This is a genomic window from Methanolobus sp. ZRKC5 (assembly GCF_038446525.1).
Lineage (GTDB): Archaea > Halobacteriota > Methanosarcinia > Methanosarcinales > Methanosarcinaceae > Methanolobus.
On the sequence record NZ_CP151792.1, the window covers coordinates 723,919 to 741,166 of the forward strand.

Genomic DNA, 17,248 nt, shown 5'->3' on the forward strand with positions numbered 1-17,248 from the left:
AAAACAAAAAAGTGGTTTGTGGTTTATTGAACAAGCTGTCCACCACAAAATACCGTGCTTTTTCCTAGTAGCAACTTCGTTGTACCCATCCCTTGAAAGCCTCAGGGATGCTTTATCCATATTAGATCTTCCCGGCCTCAAGCAGACTAAATACCTCCTCAGCACTGGCACGATACCACCAAATCTCCCCACTCATAGAGTAAGGTTGTACCTTCCAAATTAAATTATTTTGCGGAAGAAAAAGAAAGTGGCCTGGAAAAATACCACTTTCTACATTTAGACTTATGACCTTCTTACTAGCGTAATCAAGAAAATCACAAAGGCTGCCATCCAGAGTTCAAAACCTGGAAGTCCTTTATCTTTGACCACTGAAGAATTACCAGATATCTCAGGAATTACAGGCTTTTCCAGAATCGGAATCACTTCTGAGCTGTCAGGCAATGTCATTGAAGTTGTTGGGTCTTCTGAACTCAGTTCAACTTCGGCAATCTCACCTTTCTTTATGGGATGCTCACCATAATGCTGCAGCTGTTCTGTATTTGTATTCATAACAAAGAACTCAAAATCGCCGTCATCAAATGCTGTTATGTCCACATCATATTCATTAGTTGTTGGGAGAGTAAAATACCACAAATATCCACCCTCTTCATCAGCCATTCTTGTAATGAAAGCACCCGGGATATCAAAGACCATTTCATCATCATCAACAACACCCATCTGACGGCGACTACTGTCAGTAATCATAATATTCACCGGACATTGTCCAAAGCCCACTAATGAAGCTGTGTCCTGAACCATATCACTAGCCACGGTCCATGCAGCATATTGGTAATCATTTGGATCTTTGGTAGTATTATATTTATGTCTGGATCCTGGAGAAGTGTCGCCTGCGATCGGTGAGAATATCTTCTCCCAGTCGCCGATGGGCATTACTTCCGGTTTCTGTTGTGGCCATGGATCAAAGACCATCCCGGTCTTCTTCCAGTCAGTTCCTTTGGGATATACAACGGTTGCATGGTGTGCGCTGTATGAGCCTTCTATGGGGCCGAAATCATATCCGCTCAAAAGATGGCATTCTCCGGGATTTGACTGCATTTTACTCAGAAATACCAATACTTTATGTTGATATGCTCCACAGGTAAATTCTCCGTATTCATCATTGAAGTTAGAATAAAGGTTTGTGGCGGTGCCCGGTTTTATACCAATGAAACTTGACCATACTTTTCCTGCCTTAAGGTCCCTGTGATATGGGCCTTCGGGAATACGAAGCTGATAGAGACGGATCACCTCCTCAAGGTCTCCTTCCTTATCACAAGGACATTTTACAACTACTTCAGCCTCGGCTTTGATCTCCCCATCCATTCTGGCGAAAACAGTACAGGTACCGATCTCCTTGGAAGTGAAAACACCAGCATTGGATTTTAAAATACCTGCATTATCAATTGTTCCTATAATTACGTTCATTCTAAAATCACTAAGTGATCTGGATTGTCCAACAATCCATTTGACTTCATTGTCATCTACATCTGAATAGATGCCATTCCTTTCTTTTTTCAGAGTGAAATCGATTGTTTCACCACATTCGATCTCTTCATATGCCGGAACAATAAAGAAGTCATCTGTTTCATCTTCTGAAGCCACTAAAGTAAAACGAAGAATTGCAGAACCTTTGGGTGCTTTACTCGATACTTTCACGGCGTAAAGCGCGTGTACGCCACAATATTGAAGCTGATCACAACCTGAACTATAGGACAACACGAATTCGTCACTTGAATTATAATATCTTTTTATGGGATAGCTTCGTTTGATGAGCTCCCATTCTTTAACGTCTACTCCTTCAACTTCAATTTTAGTATCAACTCCGATCTGCTGATTTTCCCCAGTCTGATCAACGGATAATTTGATATAATCACCCCATCTTTCAACATGACACACAGGGTCGAATCCTACTATATCTTCATCAGGAAAAGTGAGCTTGAAAGTATATTTTCCCTCAGGATCCTGAAACTCATAAGTTGTAGCTGCCGAGGCAACAAATATCATTGAAGTAAAAAGCGTTATAGAAAGAATCAGAATTATAAATGCCCTACATTTTTTCAAATTTGTATATTTTAAATCCATTCATTACCACATTATAGTGAATACGTATACAAATATTTTAATATTCCGAACTAAAATTAAATCTTTCTATTTGTTGGTTTAAAGTCAACTATCCCCACATTTCCAACCGTTCCCTCACATGAACATTGAGGGTAAACGGTTTATCTCCGTTCGCATTTTTCTTCATACAGTGTAATCTCAGGTCACATCACCACCTAACTTAAACTCAACAAACACAGGATAATGATCTGATTTGGAATACTCATCGAAATTAATTGTCAATCGAAAGAATTAAATTTTTATATTTCTTTTACCTATACAAATTGTGTAGAAATGGGTGAAGAATAGCATGTACATAAAAACAAAATGTCCCACATGTGGAGAAGATCACTTCCACAACCTTCGGCTTTCCAGAAGAATATCAACAGCAGAGATTATCTCAGCTGAGATCACAGACACATGCACAAAAGAAGAGCTTGCAATATCTGTATTACATGAACTGGCAGGTCATGTATACAATGGGATATCCACGCATGAACTCTGCAAGATGCTCAAGGATAAGTTTGGTGTCCTGGAACAATACTGTTGTGATATCGTCCAGCAGCTAAAGATCGAGATGGATATGTACTGCCCGGACAGGCAGCATTTGTATTTTGTGTAGATATCATGTTATCTCGTTTTCTTCCTCTTCCACGTATAACGATGTCAATGTGGGATGCTTAGCATTCACTCTCATAACCTCACTAAACTCCTGCTGTAACTTGTTTAGCTGTTGCTGCATTGTCCCCATTTCATCCAGCTTAACCACATTTTGAGCGTTAACCTTGCTCAGTATCTCATTTTCCTGTATAGCCTTTTGATACTCAGGAGAATCCGAAAGATCAAGCTCTTTAGAGATTGTCAGATGAGCAACAAACTTCTCATATATCTTTTTCAGCTTTTCAGGATCACCCTCGTAATAAGCAGCCTTAGTATCTCCCAAAGTATGCCCCATGAAATACTCCACAATATCACTATCACATCCCTCATTTTTCAGAGTAGTATTAAAATACTTCCTCATGTTGTGACTTCTCAGGGTATTATAACAGCCCGTCCCAGTAGACAAACCAGAATCATCTGAAACACGTGCATAAATGCTAAGAATGGCTTTACTGGTCAGTCGTCTACATTCTTCATTGAAATCATCAAAATACTTGCGTGAAACATTCGCAGACACAAACAGATAACTATCAGGAGTAGTACGCCTCCGTAAATACTCATGTCTATTGTCATTAATAATCGGCCTATCTCTCCACTCCAAATATTTTAAAATAGCCTCAGAAGCCTCAGGAGAAATAAAAGTAATAAAATCAGTAGCTACCTTTTTACGCCTCATATCAAAAGTAGTGATTCCGGTATTTTCATCATAACCCTCATAAAATGACTTCAATGTCAAAGAGGAAATTTCAGCAGCACCCATCCCAGAAGACAAACCACATAAAATAATTGCTCTATTCCTGATACTTGCATGATCAAGAGCTTTTCTGATATCTTCTTTACTGGCTCTTTTCATATGCTCTTTTAAGGGCTTTGTTTTCGCTTTTCTCTGCGAGTGAGGGGTATCTATGTAAAAATACTTATAAAAAGTAGCTATAGAAGCGATATATTTCTCTATCGAACCCGGCGCTAACGGCAAACTACACCGAGTACTTTTCACGTTTTCAAGATACTGCCTGAACCTGGGCAATTTTACAAATATCTGCCGCTCAGTCATTAATTTGCCAGCTCTTATATCATCTTGAGCTTCTTGTATGAGTTCAGTAGGAGTTTGTTGAGTATAATCAGTATAGTGACTCATAGCAGTAATGTAATTTTTCCATGTCTGTTCAGCAGGAGAAACCACAGCATAAAACCGCTGCATTGTAGACTCAGATTCCAAAGACCGCCTATCTATGATATCACTTCCTCAACTTTAGAGAAAGTGGAACATCCTTAATATATGTATTGTTCAACGAGGAGTATCTTTCTGAAAATGAAGAAAGTGCTGATCAATAATAACCTATTTTATTTTTTGTTTTTTATAAACAATTGATAGTTTTATATAGGATTAAAACGGAAAACAACTGCTTGTTGCCTATGTAGAATTCGGTGCTGTAAAAATATTGAATATCAAATAAGAAGTGGTTGCAAGTGCTAGCTAGAGAAATTATTGTGGAAAAAGCGATGGAATCGATCCTAAAACTCAATGACACCATGGCCCAGAATGTTGCATATGAAGCGCTTGATGCAGGAATTGAACCTGAGTATGTTATCGAAAACGGTTATTACGCTGCGATCATTAAACTGAAGGAAATGTTTGACGAAGGGAAAGTATTCCTGCCTCATATAATTGCAGCTTCTGATGCTATGGATGCCGGAATCAAAATTTTGCTAGCATCGAAACCTGAAAGAACTCATCGGAAAAAATCGAAGGGAACCATACTTATTGGCACCATCGAAGGAGATATCCACTCCATTGGTAAGGAAATTATTGCAACATCACTTCATATAAACAGCTATAATGTTATCGACCTTGGTGTGGATGTACCTGTGGAAACTTTCGTTGAACAAGCAATACAGATATGCCCCGATGTCATAGCTACGTCTGCCCTGATGACTATTACAATGATGAACCAGATGATCCTCGAAAAGGAACTAAATGAAGCTGGCATTCGCGATGCTGTAAAGACCATGGTTGGTGGAGCTCCAGTGACTGCTGAATGGGCTATGAAAATTGGCGCTGACATGTATGGCTCTGATACTAAGGACGTCTTGACAAAGCTAAATGCTGTTTTAAAACCCAAGCTAAAAATAGGGAGTATCCTAAAAGAAAGGTAACTATTCAGCCTGATAAAAACGCTATCAATAACAATCTTGACAAAAAGTTGAAACGTAAATTTCATTAGGATCATTTATTTTGATTGTTGCTATTGATTGCTTTTTTGATTGTTAGATTGTTAGTGAGCAGACATCTCTATTTCGATGAAATCAGTACCAATAGGCAAATCGTGCCAGGCTGAATAGTTACCTTGATTTTAAGATGTTCCTTTTTTGAAAAAGCAATATGACCTTTTGTAAGTAACACCGGTACTATTGGATGAGTTGCTGAAAACAGTATAGTAATAAACAATCATCCAAGCGGCATGATTTTCAAAACCGGGACAATTTTGAATTGCATATGTGCAATCGCTCCAAAACAGGAAAATTCAGAATTTCCATCAGTAGCAATCCTGATAATGGCATTACATGTTCCAGCGCAGGGGTGTAATTTAAACTATTCACTGGATAATTATGGTTTTTACAAAAATTTCATCTTTTTAATGAAAGTAATCGTATTAAAAAAGTTGATATGGGGCCGGGATCGAGAATCGAACTCGAATCGTAGCCTCCACAGGGCTACAGGATAACCGCTACCCTACCCCGGCTCGAAGTAGGTGCTTTCCTTGAAAGCACCCTATAGACGTCCGTTTCTTAGATAAATCTTTTCCTTTAGAAAGGGTTCGAACAGCACCCTTACATTGTTTTATTTTATATGCTGCCCTGTTCTTTCAGTTTTTTAATTGCAATTTCAGCAGCTTTTTTCCCAGACAGCATCATTCCGCCAAATACCGGTCCCATTCTGGGTGCACCAGCAACAGCATTAGCTGCCATTCCGGTGACTATGAGGCCAGGATACACTTCTTTAGTAGTTTCCATTAGCATACGCTCTCCTACATCTGCCCACATGGGTTTTTCCCCTACAACACCCAGTTCGCCAAATTCTGCGCCTGGTACTTTACGCTGCACGGTGCTGCAAATACCGGCATCATGTCCAGTTCCGTCAATAACAACCTTTGCGCGCACGGCAAGTGGATCGACATGAAGGCGTGCCGTGGAAACCGGTCCCCAGTTGATCACAAGGCCACAAACAGTGTCATTCTCACGTATCATCACATCTTCTACATCAATAAGATTGAATATCTCTACGCCTGCTCCGGTTGCGCCACAGATCAACTTTGCAACGGATTCTATAGAACTTGCCACATAGTATCCTTTTTCATACTCATGGTAATCAATGTCAAAATCATCAAGGATATGTTTTGCATCTTCCTGGACTACTATGCGAGGGAACATCATTCCTCCTCCCCACATTCCTCCTCCGATTGAGAGTTTTTTCTCAAAAAGGGCAGTTTTAAGTCCAGCCTCACCAAGGTATTTAGCAGCAACCAGGTTTGCAGGGCCTCCACCTACAAGTGCTACATCCACATCAGTGTAATCAAGAAAAACCTTTGAAAATTCATCAACTATAGCTCTTGTAATAACAATTTCGTCTAGTTCCATTTAATTTCCTCATCAGAATCAATATCAAATATTTCTGATAAGTGCTATCTTTCTTAAAGTTAATGGGTAGGAAGGCACAGCGAAGTGTTTCTATCTCATTGAATTAAAGGATCATTTTATTATTTGTTTAATTTCACCCAGAACACACTACCTTTTCCTTCCGGATTATCTTCAACACCAACTGTCCCGTCCAGAAGTCCGGCTATTTTTTTGACAATAGCAAGGCCCAGCCCACTGCCTTTGACTCCTGTCTTATTCACTCTTTTGAAACGGTCAAATACAAGTGGTTTTGCTTTATCTGCTATACCTTCTCCAAAATCAGTTACAGTTACTTTCCATGTATAATTGGAGTCGATCACATCAACGATTATTCTTGTATTCTCAGGGCTGTACTTTATGGCATTTGATATGAAATTTGTAAAAATTTCTTCAACAATTGGATTAAGCATTGCAGGGCAACTGTCTTTTACATTTAGCTCAAGGCTCGTCTTCTTTTCCAACAACTGTTGGTCGAATTGTTCTATCACGTTCTCCAGAATCGTTTTAATGTCCATCCTCACAAGATCAAGTTCATCCAATGCTTCTAATTTGGCAAATTGAGCAGCTGTTTCGATCATTTCTATAAGTTTATCATTGCTCTTCTGCATAGTCATGATGAATTTTGTTTTTGTGGGTTCATCTTCCATTTCTGAAAGTAATTCCAGGTATCCTTTGATGTTTCCTGCTGGATTGAGGAGATCATGGCGCATTATATCAGTGAACAGATCTTTTAGCTCATTTGAGCTGATAAGTTCTTCTTCAACTCTTTTTCTCTCATCAAGATCCATTGTTGTTCCTGTAAATCTGAATGGTTCATTATTTTTGTCCCATTCTGTCAACTTGCCTCTTGCAAGTATCCACTGCCATTTACCTCTGCTATTCTTCACTCTGAATTCAGATTCGAAGAAAGATGTTTTTCCTTCCAGATGTAGATTGATATTGTAATTTATAGGTTTGAGGTCATCCTTGTGAGTTATCTCTTTCCAGGTTTCGATATTTCCCTCGATGTCTTTTAACTCGTACCCGATCATTTCAGCCCATCTTTCATCGTACATTACTTCATTAGTCTTGAGGTTCCAGTCCCATGTACCAAGGTTTGCACCTTCAAGTGCAAGCTCCATTACTTCTTTTGTCTTTGCAAGTACACTTTCCATATCTCTGCGAATTGTGGTGTCACGTACTACTACAAGGGCATAATCATACTGGTTCAAAGTGGAAAACGTAACATTTATTTCGACACATAAGGTGCTTCCATCTTTTCTTGTTAGTATTTTACTTGGTGCAAGGTAGCTGTTACCAAACATGTTTCGAAAATCATTTTCCCAGAAATTATCATTGAATAATTCATAGATGCCGTGTTCTTCCATGCCGATGACTTCTTCTCTGGTATATCCAAGATTCTGGCATGCTGTTTCATTTACATCTACAATGCTGATCTTTTCCATGTCAATAATGAAGATAAAGTCATTAGATTTGTTTATAAGATTCTTGAAAAGAGCTATATCTTTAAGGAAAGACCTATGGCTTAACGCCATGCTTACAAGTTCTGATACCACTTTGAGTGTCTGGGAATATTCCTGGAAACAGTTATCAATTACGGTGCTATTTTCTAAACTGATAAAACCGATAGCTTCACCATTTGATTCTACAGGTATCGCAATTAGGGAGTGTACTCCACTTGATATTATAATATTTCTTTCACGATTCGCAATATCCAAAAGTTTAACGTCTTTGGATATAAAGATCATTTGTTTTTTCTTCAGTTTTTCCTCGAGCCATGGGAAATTTGAAAAAGTCACGCTTTCAAAAATGCTTTTCTGATCCTGATACTTTTTCCATTGATGGGGTATGTATGGATTGCTATTATTTTTGAATAGTATCAGGGAACTATTTTCCGAGTTGCAAAGTGTGGCTGCCTTTTCCAATGTTTCATTTATGGTCCCTTCGACATCCTTTGGTGCAATAAACATTGATATGAGCGAAGATATCATTGTCTCTATCTTTGTGTTGCGTTTAACAAGGTATTCAAGCTCTTCCCTTTTATCATCCAGTTCAGTAATCTTTGTTTCAAGTTCCTTGTTCTTTTTTTCGATATGGTTACTTGCATAGATTATGGTGATGAATGTGAATACTATCAAAGCTGAACTGATTGTTATGAAGCTTGTATTTTTAGTAATTATGAAAGGTGCCAGCAATACAAATCCCAATATACAGACAATTAAAATAAATACAGTATTGGCGACGCCTGGTATCTTCATATTTTTTATTTTATGCTCATTTTTCATCGTATCATATATATTGTTTTAATTAGTATATTTATTATTCGTTTGTATGTTTTCTGGGTAAAAAGGTTCTCAACTCCGAAACCTTTAAGGGTTACCTTTAATAGTTTTCATAATTCATTCATGTATTAGAAGAAAAAAGAGATGATATTCATAGTACGTACAGCCCAAAAAACCAGCTCGAAATCTAGCAGAGAAGTAACAACAGAACCCGCAGAATGTACTGCAGAATTCCTTGTAATGGAGCCGGCAGGTTATCCAATGGCCAGTGTCCTTGATGAGTACCCTGAGATATCTGACCCTGGAGTTTTTGAACATTATGCAAGGGAGCAGTGGAAGGGTTACAAGGCCCATAAAGGCGATTATCTTTTTGACCGGCGCATGTATCCTGACTTTGCCTACAAGGTTGCCGATGTTGAACCGCCGGGTTCTGTGATTGGACAGAATACCCATATAATAGTCAGGGATGCCGTTGTTGGTAGTATCCCTACAATTGATTTTAGAAGTGATGTGACTTTTGATGATGTCATTGGGCAGCAAAATGCACGTAAAAAATGTAAACTGATAGAGCGTTTTCTTGAAGCGCCTGATAAATTTGGTAAGTGGGCTCCCAGAAACGTCCTATTTTATGGTCCATCTGGCACTGGCAAGACAATGCTTGCAAAAGCACTGGCAAATAAAGCTCATGTACCTATTATTCCTGTGAAGGCTACAGAACTCATTGGTGAGTTTGTAGGTGAGGGTGCCAGACAGATACACCAGTTATATGAGCGGGCACAGGAGATGGCGCCATGTATTCTTTTCATCGATGAGCTGGATGCCATTGCTCTTGACCGCAGGCATCAGGAATTGCGAGGGGATGTTGCAGAAATAGTAAATGCACTGCTCACTGAAATGGATGGTATTGTGGAACGTCCTGGAGTATGTACGATTGGAGCCACAAATCGTACTGATACGATAGATCCTGCTGTAAGAAGCAGGTTTGAAGAAGAGATTGAGTTCACACTGCCGGATGAAAAAGAACGCCTTACAATTCTTGAGTCCAATATACAGACTTTCCCGATTCCCGCAAAAGATGTTGATCTTAAGGTAGTTGCAAAGATGACAGAGGGACTCTCCGGAAGGGATCTTGTTGGCAAGGTGCTTAAAACTGCACTTCATAATGTTATCATAGAGGATAGGGACAGTGTAACCCAGGATGATCTGCTTGCTTCCGTCAAGAAACTCAAGAATATTCCAATGCCCTCAAATTCCGATAGGATGTACATATAAGGATATCTTTTTAAACCTGGCAAATATATCGGTGGAATATGTCTGAGGTAAATGAGTCTGACAGATTTGAGTGCGTTGTCGTTAATGTGATTGACACACTTATGTGGAAAGGTGTGGTTGTCCAGGAGATCGAATCTGGGGGGCGTGTCTATTTCGGCAAGGTCAAAGCAGAAGGTTTCGCCTATGGTCCAGGGGACATTCTCTACATCGGTGTAAAACCACTTCCATATGAGCTTGAAGAAATGAAAATGGAAGTTTCCCTCTACGATGCCGATAATCAAAGGCTTGACTGGACTTTCCTTTAAGCTTTATTTTTTATTTCGTATTTTTTCCTTTTTTCTGTTCATATATGGTACGTCAATTTCCATGAGGTCCTCAGCAACTATCACATTCTCGAATATTGCTTTTGCTTCTTCATGTAACTGCGTGGTATCATCTGAGTATCTGGAACTTATGTGCGTAAGTACGAGTTTCAGGACATTTGCTTCTTTTGCGAGGGTAGCAGCTTCTTCTGCAGTAGAGTGCATGGATTCTATTGCCCAATCTTGCTGGTCTTTTGTAAGTGTGGATTCATGTATCAAAAGATCTGCATCCCGGCTTGCTTCCAGTATGGCTTTGCAGGGTCGTGTATCACCGGTGTAGATTATCTTCCTTCCCGGGCGGCTTTCTCCGACTACATCTTTAGAGTGTATCATTTTTCCATCTATTTCTACGGATTCTCCTTTGTGGAGTTTTGAAAAGAGCGGGCCCGCTGGAACACCGAGGTCAATTGCTTTCTGGCGATTGAACTTCCCTGTCCGTTCGTTCTCTATGAGTGCATAACCAATGCTTGGTATGCTATGTTCCGTTTTTATGGCCAGAATGGAGTAATCATCTCTTTTGATCACATCTCCAGAATTCAGGTCTATGGCATCGATCTTAAAACGTAGTTTGTAGTATCCAAGGGCGCTGAGTATTCTGGCAAATTCGTGTATTCCGTGAGGGCCGTATATTTTCAAAGGCTCGGTTCTTCCGTGGAATGACATTGTCTGTATAAGTCCGGGAATTCCAAGTATGTGATCTGCATGGAAGTGTGTTATGAATATGGAGGACAATGCTTTCATTCCTGTTTTTGCACGCATCATCTGTTGTTGAGTTCCCTCTCCACAATCAAAGAGCATCAGCTCACCTTCACGGTTTATCATAATCGCTGATGGATTGCGTTCAGGTGTTGGTAGGGATCCTCCAGTGCCAAGAAATGTTATGCGAAGCATAGCTCTCTATAAGAGTTTGGATTATTTATGAATTGTCTATCCTGGCTATTCATTGATGTGGCAAATTATATTTGCGTTGCTTTCTATTTTATACTGGAATTCCATTATGATATCACTCGTTAAGTTCATATAGCATCTTATTATTAATGGAACGTCCATAAATCATACCAGATTTAAACAGAATTACTAATATTAATTCACTCACAATTACATAATAATCATAAGAGGATATATCATGAAATGGCAAGGTAGATCTAGAAGGAAGTACACAGGTGCTAAGATCAAGACCGCTCGCGGTAAGAGGAAATTCGAGCTTGGTCGTGAATCAGCTGACACTCACGTTCACGATACAAAGAGGAAGAACGTTGCAACCAGAGGCGGAAACAGGAAAGTAAGACTTCTCCAGTGCAATGTTGCAAACGTAACAGATTCACAGGGTAAGACTCAGACAGCAAGCATAGAGAATGTAACCGGAAATGCTGCAAATGGGCACTACATCAGGCGTAACATCCTTACTAAGGGTTCTGTTATCACAACATCTCTTGGTAGTGCAAAGATTACAAGCCGTCCGGGTCAGGATGGTGTAGTTAACGCAGTATTGCTCGAATGATCGAGCATCTTTTTTTTATTTTTTAATTTAATCGTCTGGTATTATGGGGTTGCTATATATGGATGATAAAACTCGTCATATTCTGGAATGCCTTGAAGAGGATGCACGAATAAGTCACGAAAAGATTGCAATCATGACAGGACTTGCTGCTGATGAGGTAAGCAAAAGGATAACTGAGCTTGAAGACACTGGCGTTATCCGCAAGTACAAAACTGTCATTGATTGGGATATGGCAGGTGATGAATATGTCTATGCGATCATCGAGCTGGAAGTGACCCTTGAGAGAAAAATTGGATACCAGGACCTTGTTGAACGCCTGTATAAGTTCCCTGAAGTCCGCTCTGTAAGACTGCTCTCAGGACAGTATGACATCTCACTTACTGTATCCGGAAGGTCAATGAAGGAAGTGGCTTTCTTTGTGGCTGAGAAGATCTCCACTCTTGAGCAGGTTCAGCATACGACAACTCATTTTGTCTTGAAGACATACAAAGAGGATGGTGTTATTCTTTATGAGCAGGACCGTGTTACACGTTTACTGGTGACTCCCTGATTTTTGGATCCTATTATGCAGGATGTATAATATATGAGAAAAACATGCAATCCTTCAGAATTTGTGGCTGACGTCATGGGTAAAGTCCCTCCGTCGGGCATACGCCGCTATTTTGATCTTGCATCCGAGATAGATGATGTGGTCTCTCTTGGTGTAGGTGAACCCGATTATGTTACTCCATGGCATATAAGGGAAGCGTGCATCCATTCTTTAGAATGCGGTGAAACCTCATATACTTCAAATTATGGTCTCATTGAACTGAGAGAAGAGCTTTCAAAACATTTTTCAACAAAGTACGGCGTTGATTATGATCCTACTTCTGAAATCCTGGTAACTTCAGGTGTTAGTGAAGCTCTTGATGTTGCGATCCGTGCCATCACCAACCCAGGTGATGAAATTATTGTTGTCCAGCCTTCATATGTGGCCTATGTGCCTTCTGTGATGTTCGCAGGCGGTGTGCCTGTAATTGTTTCAACGAAGCTGGAGAATAATTTTAAACTGACTGCCGAGGAGCTTGAATCTGCTATCACAAACAAGACCAAGGCTGTTATTATTAATTATCCTAATAATCCAACCGGCGCTACTATGGGCAGGAAAGACTTTGAGGCCATCGCAGATGTTGTCTGTAAACATGACATCATGGTTATATCCGATGAGGTCTACGACTGTCTGACATACAACGGTGGACACACTTGTTTTTCTTCCCTTGAAGGGATGCGTGACAGGACCATTTTGTTGAATGGTTTTTCCAAAGCATATGCAATGACTGGTTTTAGGATGGCATATGCAATGAGCTCTCCTGAAATCATCAGTGCCATGATGCTGATACACCAGTATTCAATGCTCTGTGCTCCCATCACTGCGCAGATAGGAGCTATCGAAGCTCTCAAGAACGGTACGAATGAAATGGAGAAGATGGTCCGTGATTACGACCGTCGCCGCCACCTCATCGTCAGTGGTCTGAACAAGATTGGGCTTGACTGCTTCGAGCCAAAGGGTGCATTCTACGCTTTTCCTTCCATCAAAAACACAGGCTTAACTTCTGACCAGTTTGCAGAACGTCTCCTGAATGAACAGAAGGTCGTCACAATCCCTGGCGATGTATTCGGTGAAGCTGGCACAGGTTTCCTCAGATGTTCCTATGCAACTTCCCGGGAAGAGATTGAGAAAGCTCTGGAAAGGATTGGGGCTTTTGTTGATGGGTTGTGAAACGGGCTTATTTTGATTCGTAATGGAATAATTAATTCCATTTTTCATAAAGGATTTCTATTTATTTGTAAATTTATGTGAATTTTACAGGGCACTTGAAACATTTTAATCAGTAATTTTATTTTTATAAGTTAAATCTCTCTAAATGAACCTATCTCAAAACTATAAATACTACTTCTTTGTATTTTATTATGGGGATATGAATGGAATTCAGAGAACTTTCTGATGTGCAATGGAAATTTATTCGACCGCATTTACCACCACAACCAATAACTGGAAGAAAGAGAGCTGATGACCGTAAGGTCATCAATGGTATTCTCTTTGTTCTGATAACCGGTTGTAGATGGAGAGATATGCCAGCTAGCTATGGTTCCAGAGCAACTGCTTGGAGAAGGCTAAAAAGGTGGTCAGAGGAAGGAGTGTGGAATGAGATTATGGAATCCCTTCGGGATTCCGCTTACCAAAAAGGTAAGTTCTCCATGGATCTTGTATGTGTTGATAGTAGTTTCATCGAAACAAAAAAAGGGGAGAAAATTCCGAATACAACGGCCACAAAAAAAGAAATGGAATAAAGATACATGTTTGTGTAAGTTCTGAAAGCTTTCCTTTGACCGTTCTGATAGCTTCTGGAAAAGCACATGATAGGCAGCAGTTTGTTAAGATCATGGAAAGTATCAAGGTCAAAACTGCTGGAAGGCCAAAAACAAGACCATTGGAAGTACTTGCAGATTCTGCTTATGATGATGTGGCCATCAGGAAATACTTGAGACATCGGGCAATCAAAAGTAACATTCTTGTTAATATCAGGAATCAGAAATATCCAAAAAGAGGAAGACCTACAAGATTCGAGTATGAGTCATATCGTAAAAGAGGGACAATAGAACGTTTCTTTGCATGGTTGAAAATGGGATTCAGAAAAATAGCAAGTAGATATGAAAGGCTTAATGTTGTTTTCAAGGGACTACTGGATATTGCATGTTTTCTATTATGTTGGAATAAAGTTCAAGAGGCGTTTTGAGATAGGTTCAATGTTAAATGTCATAATGATGATGTTGATAATATATTGGAGTGTAGATATATTTATATAGTATGTTTTGATATTTAGAATTGTAGGCACAGAATCTGAAGGTTCAGTGTCTGCAGAATAATTGGTGGTACGGTATACCTTATCGGAACGCTGAATCAAAAACGGATTTAAATGAACAGAACGTGGGCAGATTCCCTCTCTGCATCCCTACAATATCTCTCCCCAAAAACGCTTTACTTTTCCACGTTCTGTATTCAGCTTCCAGAAATATTTTTTAATAATTATGATGTTATTGCAGTCTGTTTTGTAAATTGATCAGAAACAAATTTATCTAAACTTGTACGGAGGATATGATATATTTTGTTCAGTCATCATGTCAATAATAAAGTTCCTCTGAATTTTTTCTTTCTTTGTAACTATTCAGCCTGGCACGATTTGCCTATTGGTACTGATTTCATCGAAATAGAGATGTCTGCTCACTAACAATCTAACAATCAAAAAAGCAATCAATAGCAACAATCAAAATAAATGATCCTAATGAAATTTACGTTTCAACTTTTTGTCAAGATTGTTATTGATAGCGTTTTTATCAGGCTGAATAGTTACAAATCAAGAAACAATACAAACATATATCTGCGATTACCTGTCATCACATAGCAAAGCTGTTTTCCCGCATTGCAGAATAACAGCTATAAAAGTTAACCCATTCCCACAATCAGCAAGGGGTGGTACATCCTTGCATGAACATAATATATCAGAGAGTAATCATTTGTACACACTACTGACATATAACTCTTTGGAATTTATACACAAGTTATATTTGTTGACACTTGATATAAAAAAATTAGAACTCGTGTAGTTTTAACTGTCTGCGCTGGCATATATTTTCACCAGGAATCTCCACAGGATAAGCAGACGTAAGACATCCAAGGCATAGATCATCCCGATCAATTCCAATTGCTTCTACCAGACCATCTACACTCAAGTAACCCAATGAATCTGCATTGATCACAGCCTCAACTCCAGGTATGGTTTTATGGGCTGCTATAAGCTCATCCCTTGAAGCCATATCAATACCCAAATAGCATGGTGCCACTATAGGAGGACTTCCTATACGAGCATGTACTTCCTTAGCACCCGCTTTGCGGACCATATCAATGATACGACGGGAAGTAGTTCCCCTCACAATACTGTCATCAACAAGAATCACTTTTTTACCCTTGATATTCTCATCGATAGTATTCATCTTAAGGCGCACAGCCGTTTCACGCATAGCCTGGCCAGGAAGAATGAAAGTACGACCTATATAGCGATTCTTCATGAGACTCTCCTCATAATTGATCCCCGACTTCCGGGAAAAACCAATCGCAGAAGTAATCCCAGAATCAGGCACCGGAGACACCATATCAGCATCAATCGGATGTTCATGAGCCAATCGTTCCCCAATCCTTTCGCGGACCCTGTAAACAAGCTGTCCATCGATTATAGAATCAGGGCGTGCAAAATAAACATATTCAAAGACACAATGAGCACAGTATCTCCCATCAGAGAGTTGATGGGATTCGACCTCACCATCCCGGAAGATGACAAGTTCACCAGGTTTAACATCCCTTACAAGTTCCCCATTAAGTGTGTCAATTGCCACACTCTCTGAAGCAACAACATAACCAGAATCAATAGTACCGAAACACAGTGGCTTGATTCCAAGAGGATCCCTTACAGCCATGAGAAGGTCATCGATCATGATAGAAAGAGAATAAGAACCATTGAGCTGCTTTATCACATTACCCATAGCCTCAACTGGGTCGTGTTTAAGAAGTTCTTTCACCAAAAGATGAGCAATTACTTCAGTATCAGAATTTGCAACAAAAACATGACCTTCGCCCTCAAGTTGCGAACGCAGATCCAGGCCATTGACCAGATTACCGTTATGTGCAAGCGCAACACTTCCACTTTTATAATTAACGATAAATGGCTGACAATTTTCTATGCGGGAGTCACCAGAAGTAGAATAGCGTACATGACCTATACCCACATCACCTTTGAGAATAACAAGATCCTCTTTGTTAAAGATCTCAGGTACAAGACCCATGCCTTTTAACGTCTCAGGACGCTTACCATCATGAACAGCGATACCTGCAGATTCCTGACCACGGTGCTGAAGAGCATACAACGCATAATATATACGAAGTGCGGAAGGGACTGGATTTGATTCCGGTTTGAACTGTACAATCCCTACGACACCGCATTCTTCGCGCATTTATATCCCTAGTCTAAAAAGACTTAGTATTTGCACTTTGCTTGCCATTTGTAGCTTCTCATGCGCGAGGTCTTTCCAAAGCCGCATGAAGTGCACTGTTTTGTATGAATATTAAGTGAAACACTACCACAGCGCCTGCATTTCACATGCGTGCGCTTTTGTCTCTTACCCATTGAGGGAGTACCTTTTGACATTTATAATCACCTTTTGGTTTGAAATTAGTTAATTAATTGATTAGTTGTAGCCAATATAATAATAATAGCTCAGAGTTTACCCATGATATGGCTAGTAGTTCTTAAAGATTACGT

At 39.7% G+C, this 17,248-nt stretch carries 16 protein-coding genes and 1 tRNA gene; 9 read left to right on the forward strand and 8 right to left on the reverse strand.

The window, feature by feature from the left end:
* Window positions 1-282: 282 nt before the first annotated feature.
* Window positions 283-2,121 carry a hypothetical protein gene (locus WN948_RS03340; RefSeq protein WP_342305583.1) on the reverse strand — a complete coding sequence of 613 codons (1,839 nt, stop codon included), beginning with the start codon at window positions 2,119-2,121 and terminating at the stop codon, window positions 283-285.
* A gap of 328 nt (window positions 2,122-2,449) precedes the next feature.
* On the opposite strand from WN948_RS03340, the gene WN948_RS03345 reads away from it, so the two are divergent.
* Window positions 2,450-2,761: a hypothetical protein gene (locus WN948_RS03345; protein ID WP_342305584.1), complete on the forward strand. Its 312-nt coding sequence runs from the start codon at window positions 2,450-2,452 to the stop codon at window positions 2,759-2,761.
* A gap of 3 nt (window positions 2,762-2,764) precedes the next feature.
* On the opposite strand, the gene WN948_RS03350 is transcribed toward WN948_RS03345, so the two are convergent.
* Window positions 2,765-4,018: a site-specific integrase gene (locus WN948_RS03350; RefSeq protein ID WP_342305585.1), complete on the reverse strand. Its 1,254-nt coding sequence runs from the start codon at window positions 4,016-4,018 to the stop codon at window positions 2,765-2,767.
* Between the two features lie 251 nt (window positions 4,019-4,269).
* On the opposite strand from WN948_RS03350, the gene WN948_RS03355 reads away from it, so the two are divergent.
* The gene (locus tag WN948_RS03355) at window positions 4,270-4,956 is read left to right on the forward strand and encodes a methyltransferase cognate corrinoid protein (RefSeq protein ID WP_342305586.1); all 687 of its coding nucleotides are present in this window, start codon (window positions 4,270-4,272) and stop codon (window positions 4,954-4,956) included.
* Window positions 4,957-5,468: 512 nt separating this feature from the next.
* Here WN948_RS03355 and WN948_RS03360 read toward each other — a convergent pair.
* The 3 genes from WN948_RS03360 to WN948_RS03370 all read right to left on the reverse strand — a co-directional run bounded on the left by WN948_RS03360 (window position 5,469) and on the right by WN948_RS03370 (window position 8,735).
* A tRNA-His gene (locus WN948_RS03360) sits at window positions 5,469-5,543 on the reverse strand.
* 103 nt (window positions 5,544-5,646) lie between these two features.
* On the reverse strand, window positions 5,647-6,438 hold the full coding sequence (locus tag WN948_RS03365; RefSeq protein ID WP_342305587.1) for a sulfide-dependent adenosine diphosphate thiazole synthase: 792 nt from the start codon (window positions 6,436-6,438) through the stop codon (window positions 5,647-5,649).
* Window positions 6,439-6,557: 119 nt separating this feature from the next.
* Window positions 6,558-8,735 carry a PAS domain S-box protein gene (locus tag WN948_RS03370; protein ID WP_342305588.1) on the reverse strand — a complete coding sequence of 726 codons (2,178 nt, stop codon included), beginning with the start codon at window positions 8,733-8,735 and terminating at the stop codon, window positions 6,558-6,560.
* 168 nt (window positions 8,736-8,903) lie between these two features.
* Between WN948_RS03370 and WN948_RS03375 the strand changes: the two genes are divergently transcribed.
* Together WN948_RS03375 and WN948_RS03380 are read left to right on the forward strand one after the other, a co-directional pair.
* Entirely contained in the window at window positions 8,904-10,031 is a 1,128-nt protein-coding gene (locus tag WN948_RS03375; protein WP_342305589.1) for an AAA family ATPase, read from the forward strand.
* 38 nt (window positions 10,032-10,069) lie between these two features.
* Window positions 10,070-10,336, forward strand: coding sequence for a hypothetical protein (locus WN948_RS03380; protein WP_342305590.1), 267 nt, complete (start codon window positions 10,070-10,072; stop codon window positions 10,334-10,336).
* A gap of 3 nt (window positions 10,337-10,339) precedes the next feature.
* On the opposite strand, the gene WN948_RS03385 is transcribed toward WN948_RS03380, so the two are convergent.
* Entirely contained in the window at window positions 10,340-11,284 is a 945-nt protein-coding gene (locus WN948_RS03385; RefSeq protein WP_342305591.1) for a ribonuclease Z, read from the reverse strand.
* Window positions 11,285-11,519: 235 nt separating this feature from the next.
* On the opposite strand from WN948_RS03385, the gene WN948_RS03390 reads away from it, so the two are divergent.
* The 5 genes from WN948_RS03390 to WN948_RS03410 all read left to right on the forward strand — a co-directional run bounded on the left by WN948_RS03390 (window position 11,520) and on the right by WN948_RS03410 (window position 14,671).
* A complete protein-coding gene (locus tag WN948_RS03390; protein WP_342305592.1) occupies window positions 11,520-11,894 on the forward strand; it encodes a 30S ribosomal protein S8e in 375 nt (124 codons plus the stop codon).
* Between the two features lie 58 nt (window positions 11,895-11,952).
* Window positions 11,953-12,444, forward strand: a complete 492-nt coding sequence (locus WN948_RS03395; protein ID WP_342305593.1) for an Lrp/AsnC family transcriptional regulator — start codon at window positions 11,953-11,955, stop codon at window positions 12,442-12,444.
* Window positions 12,445-12,477: 33 nt separating this feature from the next.
* Window positions 12,478-13,653, forward strand: coding sequence for an aminotransferase class I/II-fold pyridoxal phosphate-dependent enzyme (locus WN948_RS03400; protein ID WP_342305594.1), 1,176 nt, complete (start codon window positions 12,478-12,480; stop codon window positions 13,651-13,653).
* A gap of 203 nt (window positions 13,654-13,856) precedes the next feature.
* Window positions 13,857-14,225, forward strand: a complete 369-nt coding sequence (locus WN948_RS03405; RefSeq protein ID WP_342305595.1) for a transposase — start codon at window positions 13,857-13,859, stop codon at window positions 14,223-14,225.
* A gap of 2 nt (window positions 14,226-14,227) precedes the next feature.
* Window positions 14,228-14,671, forward strand: a complete 444-nt coding sequence (locus WN948_RS03410; protein WP_342306526.1) for a transposase — start codon at window positions 14,228-14,230, stop codon at window positions 14,669-14,671.
* Window positions 14,672-15,524: 853 nt separating this feature from the next.
* On the opposite strand, the gene purF is transcribed toward WN948_RS03410, so the two are convergent.
* The gene (gene purF / locus WN948_RS03415; protein ID WP_342305596.1) at window positions 15,525-16,940 is read right to left on the reverse strand and encodes an amidophosphoribosyltransferase; all 1,416 of its coding nucleotides are present in this window, start codon (window positions 16,938-16,940) and stop codon (window positions 15,525-15,527) included.
* Between the two features lie 23 nt (window positions 16,941-16,963).
* On the reverse strand, window positions 16,964-17,134 hold the full coding sequence (locus WN948_RS03420) for a 50S ribosomal protein L37e (protein ID WP_154809231.1): 171 nt from the start codon (window positions 17,132-17,134) through the stop codon (window positions 16,964-16,966).
* Window positions 17,135-17,248: the final 114 nt, after the last annotated feature.

What these genes read in the sequence shown, in the direction of transcription:
- WN948_RS03340 (WP_342305583.1), bottom strand. Translation starts at nt 2,121, where the DNA reads ATGGATTTAAAATATACAAATTTGAAAAAATGTAGGGCATTTATAATT.
- WN948_RS03345 (WP_342305584.1), top strand. Translation starts at nt 2,450, where the DNA reads ATGTACATAAAAACAAAATGTCCCACATGTGGAGAAGATCACTTCCAC.
- WN948_RS03365 (WP_342305587.1), bottom strand. Translation starts at nt 6,438, where the DNA reads ATGGAACTAGACGAAATTGTTATTACAAGAGCTATAGTTGATGAATTT.
- WN948_RS03370 (WP_342305588.1), bottom strand. Translation starts at nt 8,735, where the DNA reads ATGAAGATACCAGGCGTCGCCAATACTGTATTTATTTTAATTGTCTGT.
- WN948_RS03375 (WP_342305589.1), top strand. Translation starts at nt 8,904, where the DNA reads ATGATATTCATAGTACGTACAGCCCAAAAAACCAGCTCGAAATCTAGC.
- WN948_RS03380 (WP_342305590.1), top strand. Translation starts at nt 10,070, where the DNA reads ATGTCTGAGGTAAATGAGTCTGACAGATTTGAGTGCGTTGTCGTTAAT.
- WN948_RS03385 (WP_342305591.1), bottom strand. Translation starts at nt 11,284, where the DNA reads ATGCTTCGCATAACATTTCTTGGCACTGGAGGATCCCTACCAACACCT.
- WN948_RS03390 (WP_342305592.1), top strand. Translation starts at nt 11,520, where the DNA reads ATGAAATGGCAAGGTAGATCTAGAAGGAAGTACACAGGTGCTAAGATC.
- WN948_RS03395 (WP_342305593.1), top strand. Translation starts at nt 11,953, where the DNA reads ATGGATGATAAAACTCGTCATATTCTGGAATGCCTTGAAGAGGATGCA.
- WN948_RS03400 (WP_342305594.1), top strand. Translation starts at nt 12,478, where the DNA reads ATGAGAAAAACATGCAATCCTTCAGAATTTGTGGCTGACGTCATGGGT.
- WN948_RS03405 (WP_342305595.1), top strand. Translation starts at nt 13,857, where the DNA reads ATGGAATTCAGAGAACTTTCTGATGTGCAATGGAAATTTATTCGACCG.
- purF (WP_342305596.1), bottom strand. Translation starts at nt 16,940, where the DNA reads ATGCGCGAAGAATGCGGTGTCGTAGGGATTGTACAGTTCAAACCGGAA.
- WN948_RS03420 (WP_154809231.1), bottom strand. Translation starts at nt 17,134, where the DNA reads ATGTCAAAAGGTACTCCCTCAATGGGTAAGAGACAAAAGCGCACGCAT.